Source organism: Halalkalibacter hemicellulosilyticusJCM 9152 (assembly GCF_000513115.1).
GTDB classification, from domain to species: domain Bacteria; phylum Bacillota; class Bacilli; order Bacillales; family Bacillaceae_D; genus Halalkalibacter; species Halalkalibacter hemicellulosilyticus.
Window position 1 is genome coordinate 86,517 of sequence record NZ_BAUU01000011.1, and the last position, 17,272, is coordinate 103,788.

At 37.3% G+C, this 17,272-nt stretch carries 9 protein-coding genes and 1 pseudogene; 7 read left to right on the top strand and 3 right to left on the bottom strand.

The features are described from left to right. Positions 1 to 36 precede the first annotated feature (36 nt). From glgD to glgB, 3 genes are read right to left on the bottom strand one after another with little or no spacing between them, the layout of a single operon-like run. Positions 37 to 1,143 (bottom strand): glucose-1-phosphate adenylyltransferase subunit GlgD, encoded by a 1,107-nt coding sequence (gene glgD / locus JCM9152_RS08390; RefSeq protein WP_035343107.1) that lies wholly within the window; start codon positions 1,141 to 1,143, stop codon positions 37 to 39. A 21-nt stretch (positions 1,144 to 1,164) separates the two neighbouring features. Beyond that, positions 1,165 to 2,310 (bottom strand): glucose-1-phosphate adenylyltransferase, encoded by a 1,146-nt coding sequence (locus JCM9152_RS08395; protein WP_035343109.1) that lies wholly within the window; start codon positions 2,308 to 2,310, stop codon positions 1,165 to 1,167. A gap of 12 nt (positions 2,311 to 2,322) precedes the next feature. After that, complete coding sequence (glgB, locus tag JCM9152_RS08400) at positions 2,323 to 4,230, bottom strand: 1,4-alpha-glucan branching protein GlgB (RefSeq protein ID WP_035343112.1); 1,908 nt, start codon at positions 4,228 to 4,230, stop codon at positions 2,323 to 2,325. Between the two features lie 421 nt (positions 4,231 to 4,651). Between glgB and pulA the strand changes: the two genes are divergently transcribed. The 7 genes and pseudogenes from pulA (at position 4,652) to JCM9152_RS08430 (ending at position 17,242) form a co-directional block, all read left to right on the top strand. Beyond that, entirely contained in the window at positions 4,652 to 6,565 is a 1,914-nt protein-coding gene (gene pulA / locus JCM9152_RS08405; RefSeq protein WP_052015770.1) for a type I pullulanase, read from the top strand. Positions 6,566 to 7,690: 1,125 nt separating this feature from the next. Beyond that, positions 7,691 to 10,191 (top strand): annotated as a pseudogene (locus JCM9152_RS23230) (rhamnogalacturonan lyase family protein); the annotation flags it as partial. 165 nt (positions 10,192 to 10,356) lie between these two features. After that, entirely contained in the window at positions 10,357 to 11,892 is a 1,536-nt protein-coding gene (locus JCM9152_RS24000; protein WP_369384544.1) for an LPxTATN C-terminal sorting signal domain, read from the top strand. Between the two features lie 340 nt (positions 11,893 to 12,232). Next, complete coding sequence (locus tag JCM9152_RS08415) at positions 12,233 to 14,518, top strand: putative bifunctional diguanylate cyclase/phosphodiesterase (protein ID WP_052015773.1); 2,286 nt, start codon at positions 12,233 to 12,235, stop codon at positions 14,516 to 14,518. After that, positions 14,490 to 16,253, top strand: coding sequence for a thiamine pyrophosphate-binding protein (locus JCM9152_RS08420; RefSeq protein ID WP_035343114.1), 1,764 nt, complete (start codon positions 14,490 to 14,492; stop codon positions 16,251 to 16,253). Before JCM9152_RS08415 ends, JCM9152_RS08420 begins: the two co-directional genes overlap by 29 nt. A 13-nt stretch (positions 16,254 to 16,266) precedes the next feature. After that, positions 16,267 to 16,659, top strand: a complete 393-nt coding sequence (locus JCM9152_RS08425; protein WP_235715663.1) for a carboxymuconolactone decarboxylase family protein — start codon at positions 16,267 to 16,269, stop codon at positions 16,657 to 16,659. A 253-nt stretch (positions 16,660 to 16,912) separates the two neighbouring features. Then, positions 16,913 to 17,242, top strand: coding sequence for a toprim domain-containing protein (locus JCM9152_RS08430; protein WP_162831720.1), 330 nt, complete (start codon positions 16,913 to 16,915; stop codon positions 17,240 to 17,242). Positions 17,243 to 17,272 lie beyond the last annotated feature (30 nt).

Genomic DNA, 17,272 nt, shown 5'->3' on the forward strand with positions numbered 1-17,272 from the left:
TCCTTTCAAATTAAGTTTAATGTGGTGTATGACTGATTAAACAATTTTTCGTTTCGGGACAACATATGGTTTATCAACACTTCCTACTAATGTTTGACCTTCTGAGATGTTGACATCTTTATCTAGAATGACATTTTCTAAATAGGCGTTTGCTTGAACAGTGCAGTTTTGCATAATAATGGAGTTTTTAATCGTCGCTCCTTCTTGAACCTTTACGCCCCGAAATAAGACACTGTTCTTAATATTTCCTTTAATATCACAGCCGTTAGCGAGTAAAGATGACATGACCTTTGCTTCTTTTCGATACTTCGTCGGAGGTTCATTGCTGATTTTTGTTAAAACAAAAGGGTTTTGATAAAAGAGATTTTTATAATGGTTCGCAGAGAGTAAATGCATGTTATGGCGATAATAGCTTTCAATTGAATTGATAAAAGAGCTATAACCTCTATGGTCGTAGGACTGAACAATTAATGAATCTAGGTTGTCAATGATTCCATTGGTGAAAAGATTTTCTTGATGATAAGCAATACACTGATCTACAAGTTTCATTAAGCATTTTTTCGTTATAATATAGGCACCAGTAAATAACTGTGGGTTTGTCTTATCGTGTGTCATATGGGTGACGCGATTATGCTCGTCTTGTTCAATACGCATATAAGCTTGATGTTCAGGCTTATTTTCTGATATATACGTTGTAATAAGCGTAACATCGGCATTCGTTTCTAAATGTAGTTGAAAGGCTTCTTTATAATCACATGTTGCTACAAATTGACTGCCACTTATTAAGATATAATCTGAATTGCTTCGTTCAAAATAATCACGATTGTTATGGAAATGCCTAAGATCGCCTTTTGATATATCAGTTGGATCATTCCAGTCTGGAGGAAGGATGAATAACCCTCCATATCTACGGTCAAGGTTCCAATCAGCACCTGTTCCAAGGTGATCCATGAGAGAACGGTACTTATTTCGTGTGAAGATGGCGACCTCTGTTATATCAGATTGGACCATGTTTGAAAGAGTAAAATCAATTAAACGATACCGACCAGCAAAAGGAACAGCTGCACCACAACGGAAATAGGTTAATTCATTTAAAAAATCTCGTTCATTTTCTAGGTTTATAACGCCCATCATCGTATCCATTTGAATCTCACCTCACAGTTATTATGATTTCGACATCATTAGTTCTAAACTAGATTGATCTATGACAAGTGGCTCGTCATGAGGACTAGAAGTAATGTGAAATCCGTCAGGAATAACGGTATTTTCCATCACGATGACACGTTCAAGTGTAACATTTTTTCCTACTTTAACATTCGGATGTAAAATGGATTGTTTGACGGAGCTTTCAATATCAATTGAAACATTTTTTGAAATAATGGAGTGATCAATCGAACCACAAATCCAGCATCCAGAATTGATCAAGGAATGTTTTACAACAGCATGTTCTCCTAGAAATTGTGGTGGGAAATTTGAGTCTTGTGTATACGTGCGCCAATTCTTATGGTTTAAGGACAGGGTTAAATCATCGTCTAGTAAGTCCATGTTTGCTTCCCAGTAGCTTTGTACCGTACCGACATCTTTCCAATAACCATCAAATCGATATGCATATATAGATTGATTATGAAGGAGCATGGAAGGAATAACATTTTTTCCAAAGTCATGAGAAGAATCTTGGTTCATTTGATCATCGAGTAAAAATTTTTTTAATGTTTGCCAATTGAAAATATAAATTCCCATTGAAGCTAAATTACTTTTTGGAGTAGCTGGTTTTTCATCAAATTCATAAATTTGCAAGTTGTCCATTGTATTTAAGATTCCGAAACGTGAAGCCTCAGCCCAAGTTACTTCCATAACGGAGATTGTTACATCAGCACCTGTCTCTTTATGCTGCTGGAGCATCTCTTGATAATTCATTTGATAAATATGGTCACCTGATATGACTAACACGTATTTAGGATCATATTGTTCAATATAATGAATGTTCTTATAAATGGCATCAGCCGTACCTGAATACCAGCTTCCACCACCTTTTGCTGTGTAAGGTGATAGGATTGAAATACCATCGTGCTGTCGATCTAAATCCCAAGGTTTGCCGATTCCAATATGCTTGTTTAGTTCAAATGGAGAATATTGGGTTAACACGCCAACCGTATGAATACCTGAATTCGTACAATTGCTTAACGTAAAATCAATAATTCGATATTTCCCCCCAAAGTGTACGGCTGGCTTTGCTAAATTCTTTGTTAATAGTCCTAAACGCTTGCCTTCTCCACCTGCTAATAGCATCCCGATACATTCTTTTTTCATCCAATATCCTCCTCAAGTACTGACTCCCTTTGTTGGTGTTGAAAAAACAGATATGGCTAATGGCGGAATTTTGATTTTGATATGTTGGTTATGTCCATGCCACTTCTCTGGGAAGCTGAAATAACGTCCAACATTTAATTGATTAGAGCCTCCGTATTTATCCGCATCTGAATTGAACACCTCTTTATATGTACCTGGGTATGGTACACCGACCTTATAGTCGTAATAGACATTTGGGGTGAAATTACAAACAATAATAAGTTCTTCACCTGCCAAATCACCTCGCCTCAAAAAGACTATGATACTTTGATCGATATTATGAGGGTCAATCCATTCAAATCCATGCACTTTATGATCACATTCGAAAAGAGAGGGTTCATGCTTATAGAAGTGGTTTAAGTCCTTTACGAAATCGAACATAGCTTTATGCAAAGGATAATCGATTAAATGCCAATCAAGCTGTTCCTTGTCTTTCCATTCAGAGTAAAGTCCGAGCTCCCCACCCATGAATAGTAGCTTCTTACCTGGATGAGTCATCATATAGCCGTACAACAATCGAAGGTTTGCGAATTGTTGCCACTGATCACCAGGCATTTTGTTCAACAATGATTTCTTTCCGTGTACAACTTCATCATGCGAAAGGGGAAGAAGAAAATTCTCTGAGTAAGTGTACATAATTGGGAATGTTAAGCATTGATGATGCCATTTTCGATAAACCGGGTCACGCTCCATAAAGTCAAGCGTGTCATTCATCCAACCCATGTTCCATTTGAAATTGAATCCGAGTCCACCAGCATAAGTCGGACTTGTAATAAGTGGAATATCTGTACTGTCTTCTGCCATCATTAATGTGTGAGGTTTATAGTCGAAAACGACTTCATTTAACTTTCTTAAAAAAGCAGCTGCTTCAAGATTTTCTTCTCCACCATAGCTGTTGTACAATTTCTCTTCACCATCGTAATTGTCAAAGTTTAAGTAGAGCATGCTGGCAACTGCATCGACTCTAAGTCCATCAAAATGAAATTCCTTTAACCAATAGAGAGCGTTTGATATTAAAAAACTTTGTACTTCTGGTCGACCAAAATCAAACGTAAGTGTGCCCCAATTTCGTTTCTCAGCTTTACGAGGATCGGCATATTCGTAGATTGGGGTACCATCAAATAGGCGTAAGCCATGATCATCTTTACAAAAGTGTCCGGGTACCCAATCTAAAATGACACCGAGTTCATTTAAGTGGCATTCATTTATAAAGTATTTCAAATCATTAGGATGACCATAGCGCGATGTGACAGAATAATAGCCTGTTTGTTGATATCCCCAAGACAAATCAAATGGATGTTCACCAAGTGGAAGTAGCTCGATATGGGTGTAGCCGAGAGATTTCACATAGGGAATTAATTCTTTTGCAAGCTCTTTATAGCTGTAAAGTGTACCATCTGCATGTGTTCGCCAAGATCCTATATGGACTTCATAAATATTAATCGGCATTTTTAAAGGATTGGTTTCTTTTTGTGATCTTCTCCATTGTGTATCATCCCATTGAAATGTTGAATCGGTTGTCAAAACCGAAGCTGTAGCAGGTCTAATCTCAGATTGAAACGCATAAGGATCAGCTTTTAAAAATGGAATGTCTGATCCTGAGTGTATTTCATACTTGTATGAAGAACCAGCAGGAATAGAAGGGAAAAAACGGTGCCAAAGTCCTTGATTAGAAATCTTATCTAGCTTGAAATGAGAACCGTCCCACTTGTTGAAATCACCGACTACCCTTACTTCTGAGGCGTTTGGAGCCCAAACGGTGAAGAAGTATCCTTTTTTAAAATCAACTGTAGCTGAATGTGATCCGAGAAACTGATAACTGAAGTAATGTGTACCTTGGTGAAATAAATAGATGTCATGTTCCGTGATGAACTCGTTCATGAAGTAAAAATCTCCTTTCATAGACGAACATTACGATTTTTATGGAATTGTTACACTTTTACATGAACCTTGAGAGAAAATGATACGTAATCGTAGTTGTTTAGTGTAGGGATTGTTATGATGACACTAGAGGTGACAAGCTTGTTTTCAAGTTGATATGATTCATTATAAAGGAAGTTGAAAGAAATGTAAGAAAAAGTGTTAGACAATTTAACGCGGGAATTTCGGAGGTTGTGTCCATTTATGACGAACAAATTATTGGGAAATAGCACTAAGTAAAATGATTAAAAATTGAAACAATGTCCAAAATGAAAATAGAAATTTTATCCTCTTAATGATGAATTTTGAGAATGTATAACATTAATGAAGTTTTATGAATAACGTAATGTGAGATAAATAAATAAGAAAAGAGGAGTGTCCAGTGTCTTCTACGATCGCTTGGTTAGATGATGTTCATGATTTGAGACTAACGTCAGAAGGGTTAGAGGATCTATCATTTAATACCCCTCTTCTTATAAAAGGGAAGAAGCAAAATTTCTCTGTGCATCTTGTTGGTATAGAAGGAGAGAATACAGCAAAATTCCATGTGGAAGAGCCCCTTCCATTAGGAGAAGAACTATCTCTACACATCGAAGGAAAGCGTTTTCGAATTTATCCTAGAAACATTATTAGAACGAATTGGTTTGAGCAAAATTATACGAACATGGACATTGAATTAGGAGCAATATGCACGAAAGATGAAACTAAATTTAGATTGTGGGCACCGACAGCTACATCCGTTAAGTTATATATAAATAATAATATTATGTCACTAAAAAAATATGAAAAAGGCATTTGGCAAGTAGAGATTCAAGGAGACTTACATGGGATGACTTATGAATATGAGCTTTTCGTGAATGGAGAAGTGGTTCGAGCTATTGATCCATACACTAAGGCATTACTTGCGAATAGCGAAAAAGGAGTGGTTGTAGATCTAAAAAGGTTAAAGGGGTTTACTAAAATAGAGAGGAATTATCACGAAATATCAGCATTAAATGATGCGATTATTTATGAGATTCATGTTCGAGATGCGACGATTTCTGAAAAGAGTGGAGTTAGAGAAAAAGGCAAATTTATCGGATTAGCAGAAACGAAAACAACTACTCCAAACGGATTCTCGACAGGAATATCATATATAAAGGATTTAGGGATCACACACGTGCAATTGCTACCAATTAACGATTTTGCTCGGGTGAATGAGCTTGAACCAGAAGAGAGCTATAACTGGGGGTATGACCCGCTATTTTTTCAAGTTCCTGAAGGTAGCTATTCTACCGACGTTCTAAATCCATTAACGCGAATGGAAGAATGTAAAGAAATGATCTCAGCTTTTCATAAAGAAGGAATTGGTGTTATTTTAGATGTCGTCTTTAATCATGTATACATTAGAGAAGAATCCTCATTTGAAAAGATCGTGCCAGGTTATTTTTTTAGGTATGATGAAAATGGAGAGGTTAGTAATGGAACAGGGGTTGGAAATGATTTTGCAACTGAACGAATCATGGCGAGAAAGTTTATAGTTGATTCGATTGCATATTGGCTTCAAGAATATCAAGTTGATGGATTTCGTTTTGATTTAATGGGATCAATGGATGTAGAAACGATAAAGGCGATTGAAAAAAGGTGTCAAAAAGAAGAGCGACCGATTATTTTACTAGGAGAGGGCTGGGATTTACCAACTGCATTACGATACGAATTGAAAACAACACCTGATAAAGCTAAGCAACTACGAAAGGTCGGTTTTTTTAATGACTTATTCCGAGATTCTCTAAAAGGTCAATTATTCAGTGATCGGGATCTAGGCTATGTGAATGGTGGTGGCTGTTTTGTTGAAAGGCTGCCACACCTTATTACAGGTTCTGTTTTAGATGAGTATGGCATACCATTTGTTTCAGAGCCGAATCAGTCTATTAATTATGTTGAGTGTCATGACAACCATACGCTTTGGGATCGTCTCAAAAATACTAATCCAACAGATAATGAAGAAACACGAAAACGAATGCACCAATTGGCAACAGGAATCACACTTCTAAGCCAAGGGATACCTTTTCTTCATGCAGGTCAGGAATGGTTCCGTACAAAACATGGTGATGGAAATAGCTATATATCAGGAGACACGGTAAATAAGCTTGATTGGGAAAAGAGAGAGGTAGACGCTGAAAATATAGAATTTATACGGAAATTAATTACAATAAGAAAAAAATATCGTGTTTTTCGTTTGCGTTCGAAGGATCAAATACGTAAACAAATTCACTTTTTGAAAGTACAACCGCCTATTCTAGGTATATTCTATTAGATATAAATACAGATTTAGTCGTATTTGTGAATCCAACTAATCAAAAGCACCGCTTACGTTTGCCTTCTTCAGCATCATGGGAAGTCCTAGCATCGAATGATGAACTACATGATACGGTTTATAAAGGTGAGTTCACTATGGTTAAGCCATTCGAGTTATGTATTTTCAAAAGATCACGTCTGTAAGTATATTGAAATAAATAATTTGTTATTGAAGAGGCTAGGTTTAAAAAACGTTTTCCCTAGCCTCTTCGTAGTTGTTAATGTTGTAAACGATTAAGTTTAAAAAAGAGCGTGCTAAGGATAAACCATTAAGTTCGTACGTATTGCGAACTTATTAACGATGAATCGAAGCTATTATTCCTATTCATTGTATCGTGAAATAGAGATGCCAATATTTCCGTGGAAATGGTTAAAATTAGAGACTAAGCTATGTTCTGTTCTTATGAAAATATGCTAGTTTTTCGGGTACACAAAAGAGTGCGAATCTTATCCAGGAGCTAGAAAAAGAGCAATACGAGCTGTTGGTGAGTTAGAAAATACTGCGAAAAAGAAAGAGTTGTCGTATTAATTGGTCATGGATTTTTAAATCGTGTTGTTGGAAAGGAATTAGTGAAAAGAGGATAGGATGGTGCTAGTAAGCCTAGCTCAATGCATTGGTATTGTACATCTTATACGAAAAAATAAGGTAAATATAAAAACTTAAGAAGTGAGCAAAGTGATTTATTCGTTTGTTGAGGACTAAGTAAATATGGAAGGTAGAAACGTGTTTCTATAAAAATTTTTTTCATTAATAAAACAATTAAGAGTAATAGTCTAGATGAACGATTATTTCTCAGCTGGTATAGGAGTAATAAACTAGTATAATTATTGCTGAAAGTAAGATTTATTTGACATACAATTTTTTTGTTGTTTATTAATAGTTTTTGAACATTTTTAGTATATCGTTTCACGTCACATCTTTGTATAATATACACACTTCTTAGATTACACAATAACAAAATGTAAGCGCTTTAAAAGAGAGGAGGTTACATTTCGTATTGCGTTTTAGAATTAATACTGAGACAAATGTGTAATGAAAAGAGGAGGAGTATGATTGAAAAGGAAAAGGAGTCTTGCTATTTTTATGTCTATGGTTATGTTATTTTCAATGTTTTCCAGTGTAGAATTAAGTGCATCAGCCGAAAGTTATGAGGTTGTGAATGATTTAGAAGTAACTCATATAACGGATCATTCTGTCACTTTGAATTGGTCAGCTTATAATGATACAGATGAATATGCTATCTATTGGGCAAATAAAGATACTGAAAACATGCAGTATCAGCATGTCGATACGGTAACGAGTACGTCTTATACATTTGAACGATCAACACATGTGCCACATTACTTTAAAGTAGCTGCTATTGTTGGAGAAAAAGAAGTTGCTGTTTCTCATACGGTAAGATCAGAAATAGAAAAGCAATTTTCAGTTCAATTAGAAGATTTAGATCGTGGTTTAGTAGCAGCGTCAACCTCAGAGGGAGTGTTTCTAAGTTGGCGATTATTAGCAAATGAAGTGTCAGCCTATTCTAACTTTGGCTTGAGAGGTACTGATTTTAATGTGTATCGTGACGGTGAAATGATTGCTACTGTTACAACGAGTACAAATTATCTTGATGCAGAAGGAACTGATTCTTCGGAATATTATGTAAGTGCTGTCGTTGATGGAGACGAAATTGGTGATATAAGTGAAGTGGTCACACCTTGGGAACACTCTTATTATGATATACCATTGCAAAAGCCAGAGGATGGTGTGACACCTGCTGGGGAGACTTACACGTATTCAGCGAACGATATGAGTGTTGGTGACGTAAATGGTGATGGTCAATATGAGTATATTGTTAAATGGGATCCTTCTAATTCAAAAGATGTGTCTCAAGTTGGCTACACAGGTAACACGTACATTGATACGTACAAGATTGATGGGACACTTTTATACAGAATTGATCTAGGTGTTAATATTCGTTCTGGCGCTCATTATACTCAATTCCTCGTGTATGACTTTGATGGGAACGGAAAAGCTGAATTGATGTTCAAGACAGCTCCAGGAACTAAAGTTATTCGCTATGATGAGGACGGTAATGTGGTTTCTGAAGAATATATTACATTGCCTCAAGTTGATCTTGATGCTGGATATAGCCATACGGATGATTACCGTTTTAGTGCTGAAGATTATTATGAACATGTTGTAGAAATGTTCTTAGGTTGCATGACCATGCCGAAGTTGTAGCAGGAAATTGGCCAGCTACGTTAGAAGAAAGTTTTGGGATAGACATTCAATATGAATATCCACTATCGCGTGAGGATGCGGAGGCATTAACGGACTACTTTATGGATGTTTATGCACCGAGTCGAAGTGAGCGTAATGATTTACGGAATTTTGAAGGATTTGTTGTTACAGGTCCTGAATATTTGACTGTGTTTGCTGGCGATACAGGGGCTGAATTAGAAACAATTCATTATGAACCTGGACGTGGCGATGATGGTTTAATGTGGGGGGATTATGCTTATCCACGCATTGAACCTGGTAATCGAGTTGATCGATTTAATGCTGGGGTTGCTTACTTAGATGGAGAACGACCATCGGCTTTCTTTAATCGAGGTTATTATACTCGTGCTGTATTTGCGGCATATAACTGGAATGGTCACCATTTAGAAGAAGTATGGATTGCAGACAGTGGTCATGTCGCTATGGAGAACCCATTTAATAGTGGACCACATGGTGGACCAGGTGCAAATGATCCATTGGCTAGGTTAGCTGGACAAGGTAACCATGCAATTAGCGTCGCCGATGTTGATGGTGATGGAAAGCATGAAATTATTCACGGTGGTGCGACTTTAGATCATGACGGGTCATTGTTATACAGTTCAATGGATTACTTACCAGAAGGAAGTGGTGCTCCAGGTGATTATGTCATTTTTGGACATGGTGATGCGCTTCATGTCGCAGATGTAAATCCTGATCGACCAGGGTTGGAAATCTATTCAGTGTTTGAAGCAGGTCCTTGGGCACCTTACGGATTTGCACTTAGAAGTGCTGAAGACGGAGAGGTCCTTTACGGTGAGTACACTGGAGATGACACTGGTCGCGGAATGATTGGTGATGTTGTTCGTGGCGAGAGAGGACTTGAAACATGGGCTATTGATCTTCGAACAGCTGATGGACGTGTACTAGGTACTAGTCGTCCAGGGACGAATATGAATATTAAGTGGGCTGGAGATATGTCTACGCAAATTGTCAATGGTTCTGGAAATAATACTCCTACGATTGATGACTGGGAACGTGGACGTATGTTGACAGCTGAAGGGACTTTGACGAATAACGGTACAAAAGGAAATCCCTCTTTAGTTGCAGATGTCTTTGGAGATTGGCGTGAAGAGTTGCTCGTACGGACGACGGATAGTTCTGCTATTCGAATTTATATGAACACAGAAGTAACTGATCGGAAGCTTTATACGCTAATGCATGATAGTCAATATCGTACGGGGATTGCTTGGCAAAATTCAAGTTACAATCAACCCTCTTATCCAAGTTTCTACTTTGCATCAGATATTGATTGGAAATACGTCCCGATTCCTAATTTCTACGGTGAGCTAGAGTATATTGAAGAGGAAGGACCTGACTTAGATAAATCAGAACTTGAAAGCTTAATAAGTGAGGCTTCGGCTATATCGAATGAGCATGGAACGTATACGGAAGCTTCTTATGAAGGGTTGCAAGAGGCTATTGTTGAAGCCGAACAACAATTAGATATGATTCGCTTTGAATATGAATTGCAAAGAGCCATTCGAAATTTACAAGCGGCTTTAGATCAGTTAGAAGAAATCGTTGATTTAGGACCAGGACTTCGCTTTGATTTTGGTGCTGCCAATAGCCCTTTAGCTAATGGCTACACAAAGGTTACTGATACGACTGTTTATGATGAAGTCATTGGTTTTGGGTTTAGACAAAATACTGACGGAACTCGTGATCAAGGTGGTCCAGACGATTTGCGAAGAGATTTTATTTTGGCCAACAATAGTGAATTTATCGTTGATTTACCAGATGGTGAATATGATGTGAAGGTCATTACTGGTGCTTATACAGACAGTAATGATACGACCGTCGTTTTTGAAGGAGGAGATCCGGTTGGGGGAGCTCGAACGGAAGCCGGTGAATTTGCTGTTTATGAACAGACGGTTATCGTTTCAGACGGTCAATTAAACATTGAATTTTCAGGTCAATGGGCTCGAATTAATGCGGTTGAAATTGTAAATGTGAATGATTTCAATGTGAAATTTGATTTTGGTTCTGAGGGTAGTCCGGTCGCTTATGGATTTAAACAAGTATCAAATACGATGGAATATTCGGAGGAAAGAGGGTACGGTTTAAATAAGCAAGTCGCTGAACGAGATCGTGGTGGTCCAGACGATATAAGACGTGATTTCGTTATTGATAACGATTTTGAGTTTATTGTAGATTTACGAAATGTCACATATCGACTTCATATCATTGCAGGAGATGATATTGCTTCTAATACGTCTATTTTTTCAGTAGATGGTGAAGAGATTGGACGAATTGGTTCATCGGCTGGACAATATGGGGAGCTTATAGAAGAAGTGATCGTAACAGATAATCAATTAGTATTGTCTATTAGTCAACGAATAAATGGACTAGAAATATTCTATGTTCCAGAAGATGAAGAGAAACCAACAATAGACACATCTGAGCTAAAAGAACTCATCACGAAAGCGAAATCGATTTCTATTGAGGATGGAACGTATACGGTCGAGTCTTATGAAGCACTGCAAGCGGCGATAGCAGAAGCAGAAGAAAGGCTAACAGAGATAGAAAGTGAAGAAGAACTGGCAGAAGCAATAGCGACGCTAGAGTTAGCGGTAGATAGATTAGAAGAAGTAGAGGAGCTAGTCCCTCCAACACCAATAGATACAACCGAGTTAGAAGAACTCATCACAAAAGCGAAGTCGATTTCTAATGAAAATGGAACGTATACAACAGAGTCATTTGCAGCACTGCAAGCTGCGATTGAAGAAGCACAAGGAAGACTAGTAGAGATAGAAAGTGAAGAGGAGCTGGCAGAAGTAATTGCAATGTTACAAGCTGCATTGGATGGATTGGCAGAAGATAGTGATCGTGTAGAAGCAGGTTCAGAAGAAAATCCAGTTAAAGGAGATGATCAGTCACTTCCTCAAACTGCAACTAACCTATTTAATGGATTGATTATTGGGTTAATAGTCCTGATAGCTGGTTTTAGTTTATTATTTGCATATAGACGATTTGCGAGATAACAGTGATTAAGAAATGAACGAAACAGGATCGAGATTAGTTGGTGCCTTAAGGTTGTTGGAACCTTATAAAGGCACCTTCTTTAGGATGATAACGGGAACATCATAAGAGTGAATTTTTGTAGCCATATAACTTACCTAGTAAATGAATAAGTCTTTTTGCTTATGACAGAAAAAAAACTAGTTAAATGGATGGATGTTTATTAAATATATGGGATTTAAAGGTATTTATATGTATAATGATATGTAATAGAAAGAATAAGCATCTATTTCATACTTTACTAGAGTGATAAAGCTTTCTTGCAGTATTTAAGCTAGTCCTAACTGAAGGGAATGAAAGGTAATGAGTGTACATAAGGATCCCCCATACATTCGTATCTCAAAGCATTACTGTCAGCAAGCAGGGATGAATCCAAATGATGTGAAGCAACCAAGTATTGTCATGACAGGTGAAGAATTAATGGAAAAGAGAGAAGAATACAATGAGATACTGGAAGTTGTGAGCTTCTTTTCATATAAACTGTTAAAGGCACTTGAAGGGACGCCTATATTGCTTGTTATGTCAGACAAGGATGGGTTCATCTTAGATATTGTTGGGGATGAGTCAATTAAAGAAATGGTCACAAAACTTGGTATTTGTTTGGGAGCCCAATTTACTGAGGAAGAAATGGGTACAAATGTCATTAGCTTAGCTTTAAAGCATCGACATCCAATTCAATTAATTGGTGATAACCATTATTATCGTTTTTTACATGATACAGCATGTTATGGTGTTTCGTTTCATTATACGGACATTGATAATCTTTTAGGAAGCCTCTCCATAATGACAACGACAGAGCAACAAAATCCACTGTTCTTGAATATGCTATCCAATGTTGTCGACTCCATTGAAAGAGAATTACTTTTAAGAAAGCAAAATCGAAAGCTCAATATTTTAAATCAAATTATGTTAAGAAGAACGAGAAATGCCATTATCATTACGAATGAATATGGGACAGTAACTGAATTTAATCAGTTTGCTGAAACGATTTCGGGAAATAATCGCGATGATATTATTGGACGTAATATTCTCGATTCTTCTATACTCGGCTTGTACTTTGAAAAAGTGATTGAAGATGAACATGTCTTTAAAGATGTGGAGTTGAAGTTTACAAACCAAAAAGGCGAAGATATTGTTGCACTGTTTGACGCACAGCCGATTTATGATCATAAAAATGCTAAGATGATAGGATCATTTGCCCAGCTTCGTGATATAACAGAACGCTATATGATGGAGGAGAAATACAATTATTTAGCCTATCATGATGAATTAACGGGCCTTCCGAATCGTCGTTACTTTCACACAGAGATTAGAACGACACTTAAAGAAAAAAAGCGAGATGAAGAAATTGCTCTTCTCTTAATCGATTTAGATCGATTCAAATCGATTAATGACACGTTTGGTCATAGTAATGGTGATAAATTACTTATTTCTGTAACTGAACGAGTGAAGCGTTGCTTACGGCAAGAGGATATGTTAGCTAGAATAAGTGGTGATGAATTTATCGTCCTGCTTAAAAATATAGGAGGTGAGGATGAGGCAAAAAAAGTAGCTAGTCGCATTATAGAAGAATTTCAACAGCCATTTATTATTAATCATTTTCACTTTCACACAACAGCAAGTATTGGAATAGCTTTATACCCGAAAGAAAATATTGATATTGAAGATTTTATGGTACAGGTCGATTTAGCTATGTATCAAGCGAAGGCTCATGGAAAGAATGGTTATGTGTTTTACAAAAATGATATGCATCAAGATGCAAGTGATGAATTCTCACTTGAAAACCATTTAAGAAAGGCGCTTGAACAAAATGAATTTGAACTGTTCTATCAAGCACAAATCAATAGTCAAACAGGTGAAATAATAGGAGTTGAGGCGTTATTACGTTGGAATCACCCTGAGCTTGGAATGATTTTGCCGAATATTTTCATCCCATTAGCTGAGAAAATCGGATTGATTGTTCCAATTGGTGAATGGGTCATTATGGAAGCTTGTAGACAGAATAAAATGTGGCAAGAAAGTGGTCTCCCTAATATGAAAGTAAGTGTGAATTTATCAACACAGCAGTTTTTAAAGCAAAACTTAGTTGATGTTGTTCAACACGTTTTGCAATCAACACAATTAAACCCACAATTTCTAGAACTTGAAATTACAGAATCGATGGCCATGGATTATAAATATGCTCGTAAAGTCATAGATCAATTGAGAGGTTTAGGAGTAGCTGTTAGTATTGATGATTTTGGTACTGGATACAGTTCGTTAAAGAATTTAAAGTGCTTTGCAATCAATCGAATTAAAATCGATAAGTGTTTTGTTATGAATGTTCTTCATAATCAAAACGATGAACAGATTGTTAGCGCGATTATAGCTATGGCTCATGGATTAGGGGTTAATGTCGTTGCTGAAGGTGTCGAAAATGAGGAACAGCTTCATTATTTACACTCTCAGGAATGCTACAACATACAAGGTTATTATTTTATGAAACCACTACCTGCCTATGAATTCACAGATCAATATCCACAATTGGTAGAGGAATTCAAAAAGAAAAAGGAGATTATTCATGAAAAAAGTAGCCACAATTTTAGCTGAGCAGTTTAGGAGTTGGGGAGTCTCACATGTTTTTGGTATTCCAGGAAAAGCAGTCGTTCCGCTAGCAGTTGAGATTGATAAAGCGGGCTTATCATTTGTCGCAAGCAGACATGAATGTGGAGCAGGGTATGAAGCTACTGGATTTTCATTACTAAGTCAGAAGTTGGGTGTAGCAGTTGGAACGTCTGGTCCAGGAGGAACGAATTTAATTACAGCAGCGGGACAAGCAAAGGCGTCTCATATTCCGTTACTCATTATTACGGGGCATCCTTCTATGAGTGATACCGGTAAGGCCTTAGGGCAAGATTCTACACCATTTGGTACAGACGTTGTAGAAATGTTTAAGCATGTCACTAAGTTTAGTGCAAGAATTGAACGTTCAGACTTAGTTGAATCGTATGTAAGACATGCATTAGAAAAAGCATTTATTGGTATAAAAGGCCCTGTTCACTTGTCGATTCCAGCAGACGTACTGCTTGCTGAGGTCGAACCATTTCAACTGAATCTTCCAAAAGAACAGCATGTGATATCACCGAATTTAGAAGAGGTGATTGATCTATTAGAACAGGCGGAACGGCCACTCTTATTTTTAGGTAAAGGTGTTCATTCGAGTAAGGCATATAAAGAAGTTCAAGTATTTGCTGAAGCTTGGAATATTCCCGTTATGACTACTCCAGGTGGTAAAGGCTCCTTTGTCAGTCATCATTCGTTGTCATTAGGTGCGTTTGGGTTAGGTGGCCATGAGCAAGCCCATAACTATTTGGAAGAAGGCGTTGATGTGATGGTTGTTATGGGGACTAAATTAAGTGATATGTCGGTGGCTGGATTATCACAAGAACACTTTCCAAAGAAAGTCATTCAATTTGATTATGACCCAATGTTTGTTGGGAAAACAATTACAGTACCAACCTTATTTATATACGGAGATCTTAAGATGAATGTAGCCACACTACTGCAAAAGAAAGGAATTGAAGTGTTACAAAGCCAGGAGATTGTAAAGATCGAGCGTGCAGAGCATCTGGGTTATCGCAAGCTTGAGCTACATGATTTTCCGTTTAGTGATGAATGGCAAGGATCCGCAGTACAAACAAAGGTTGATCATTTCTTTCATGAGGATGCAGTTGCTGAAGAAAGTGGACAAGCTCTAGCATTAAAGGAACGGGAGCAAGAGTTTATGTCATCAGCTCATGCGCTTTCGATTTTGGACAAATATTTACCTGCAAACACGATCATGTTCGGTGATGCTGGTAGTCACTCATTTTACGCGATTAAGCATTATGGAATTAAGAAACCTGGGACGTTCTTCTTTGATGATGTTTTTGGAGCTATGGGGCACGCGATTGGTTATTCGATCGGTGCTAAGATAGCTGCACCTGAAACACCAATTGTTTGTTTAACAGGAGATGGCTGCTTTATGATGCATGGAACCGAGCTTTCGACAGCTGTAAATGCTGGCGCAAACGTACTATTCATTATTTTAAATAATGAAGGGTTGGATATGGTTGATAAGGGGATGAAGGCTCATGTTGGGATGTCTGTAGGGACAATGCTTGATCATCCGGTTGATATCCAACAATTCGCTCATTCTTTTGGAGCTAATGCATACAAATGTCGCACGGAAGAAGAGTTAACATTTGCTCTAAATCAAGTGATTACGACTGAATTTAGTGAACCGAATGTGATTGAAGTGATAGTAGACACGAATGAAATTCCGCCAACAATGAGAAGAGGCTAAAGGAGTGAGTGGTGTGAGTATACGAGATGAACGCTATGAAAAAGGGATGGATATATTAAGACAAATTAGAGGCGAGCAAGGGATAGATCAAGTTCAACGCTTTCAAAACATTCATCCTGCATTTGAGGAAATGATGATGTCATTTGGGTATGGTGAGATTTGGTCGCGAACAGAGCTTGATCATAAACAACGAGCGCTCATCACGTTGTCTTCACTTGTGACACAAGGAATTCCAGAAGCATTAAGGTTTCATGTTCATACCGCTATTCATGTAGGTGTGACACCGAAAGAGATTTTAGAGCTTGTTTTACATTGTGCTGCGTATGCTGGCTTTCCGAAATCAGTAGCTGCTTTTCCAGTCATACTAGAAGTCTTTGAAGAAATAGGTGTTGATGTAGAATGGTAAATATCAGTAACAAGTATGTTAAGAGGGGGTCTCAGGTTTTGGGACTCCCCTTTGTATATGAGGGCACTGAAAAAGTATGGCCTTTTAACTTGTTTGGTCCCTCGTATATATAGGTCATTCATGTGTAGTTAATCAATCATTCTGTGTAACGCTTAGAAGATGCACGAATTTACAGCATCTTTGTTTAACAATTCATAAGAAACGTTTATACTAAAAGTGTAGAAGTTACTTCAGACATAGGGAATGAAGTCGTATGGTGGAGAAAGTCTTAATTGTAGAAGGTTCCAATGATCGTAAGCGTGTGAAGAAAGTTTTAAATGAAACGGTTACGATTGTTTGTACACATGGTACATTAAGTAATGAGAAGCTTGAGGAAATCATTTTACCAATTGAAAATGAAGATGTATATGTTTTAGTTGATGCCGATGAGTCAGGGGAAAAGATTCGTAAACAATTGAAGCATGAATTACCGAATGCCGTTCATCTTTATACATTGAGAGAATACGGTCAAGTCGAAACGACACCACTTGCCTATTTAGCACAAGTATTAAGAGCGTATTTTCAAGTAAGGGAAACAGTTTAAAGAAACGAGTACTAAAAAATGAAAGAAACA

Coding starts and splice junctions, on each gene's coding strand:
- glgB (WP_035343112.1), bottom strand. CDS start 4,230: ATGAACGAGTTCATCACGGAACATGACATCTATTTATTTCACCAAGGT.
- JCM9152_RS08415 (WP_052015773.1), top strand. CDS start 12,233: ATGAGTGTACATAAGGATCCCCCATACATTCGTATCTCAAAGCATTAC.
- JCM9152_RS08430 (WP_162831720.1), top strand. CDS start 16,913: ATGGTGGAGAAAGTCTTAATTGTAGAAGGTTCCAATGATCGTAAGCGT.
- JCM9152_RS08395 (WP_035343109.1), bottom strand. CDS start 2,310: ATGAAAAAAGAATGTATCGGGATGCTATTAGCAGGTGGAGAAGGCAAG.
- JCM9152_RS08420 (WP_035343114.1), top strand. CDS start 14,490: ATGAAAAAAGTAGCCACAATTTTAGCTGAGCAGTTTAGGAGTTGGGGA.
- JCM9152_RS24000 (WP_369384544.1), top strand. CDS start 10,357: ATGATTCGCTTTGAATATGAATTGCAAAGAGCCATTCGAAATTTACAA.
- glgD (WP_035343107.1), bottom strand. CDS start 1,143: ATGGATACGATGATGGGCGTTATAAACCTAGAAAATGAACGAGATTTT.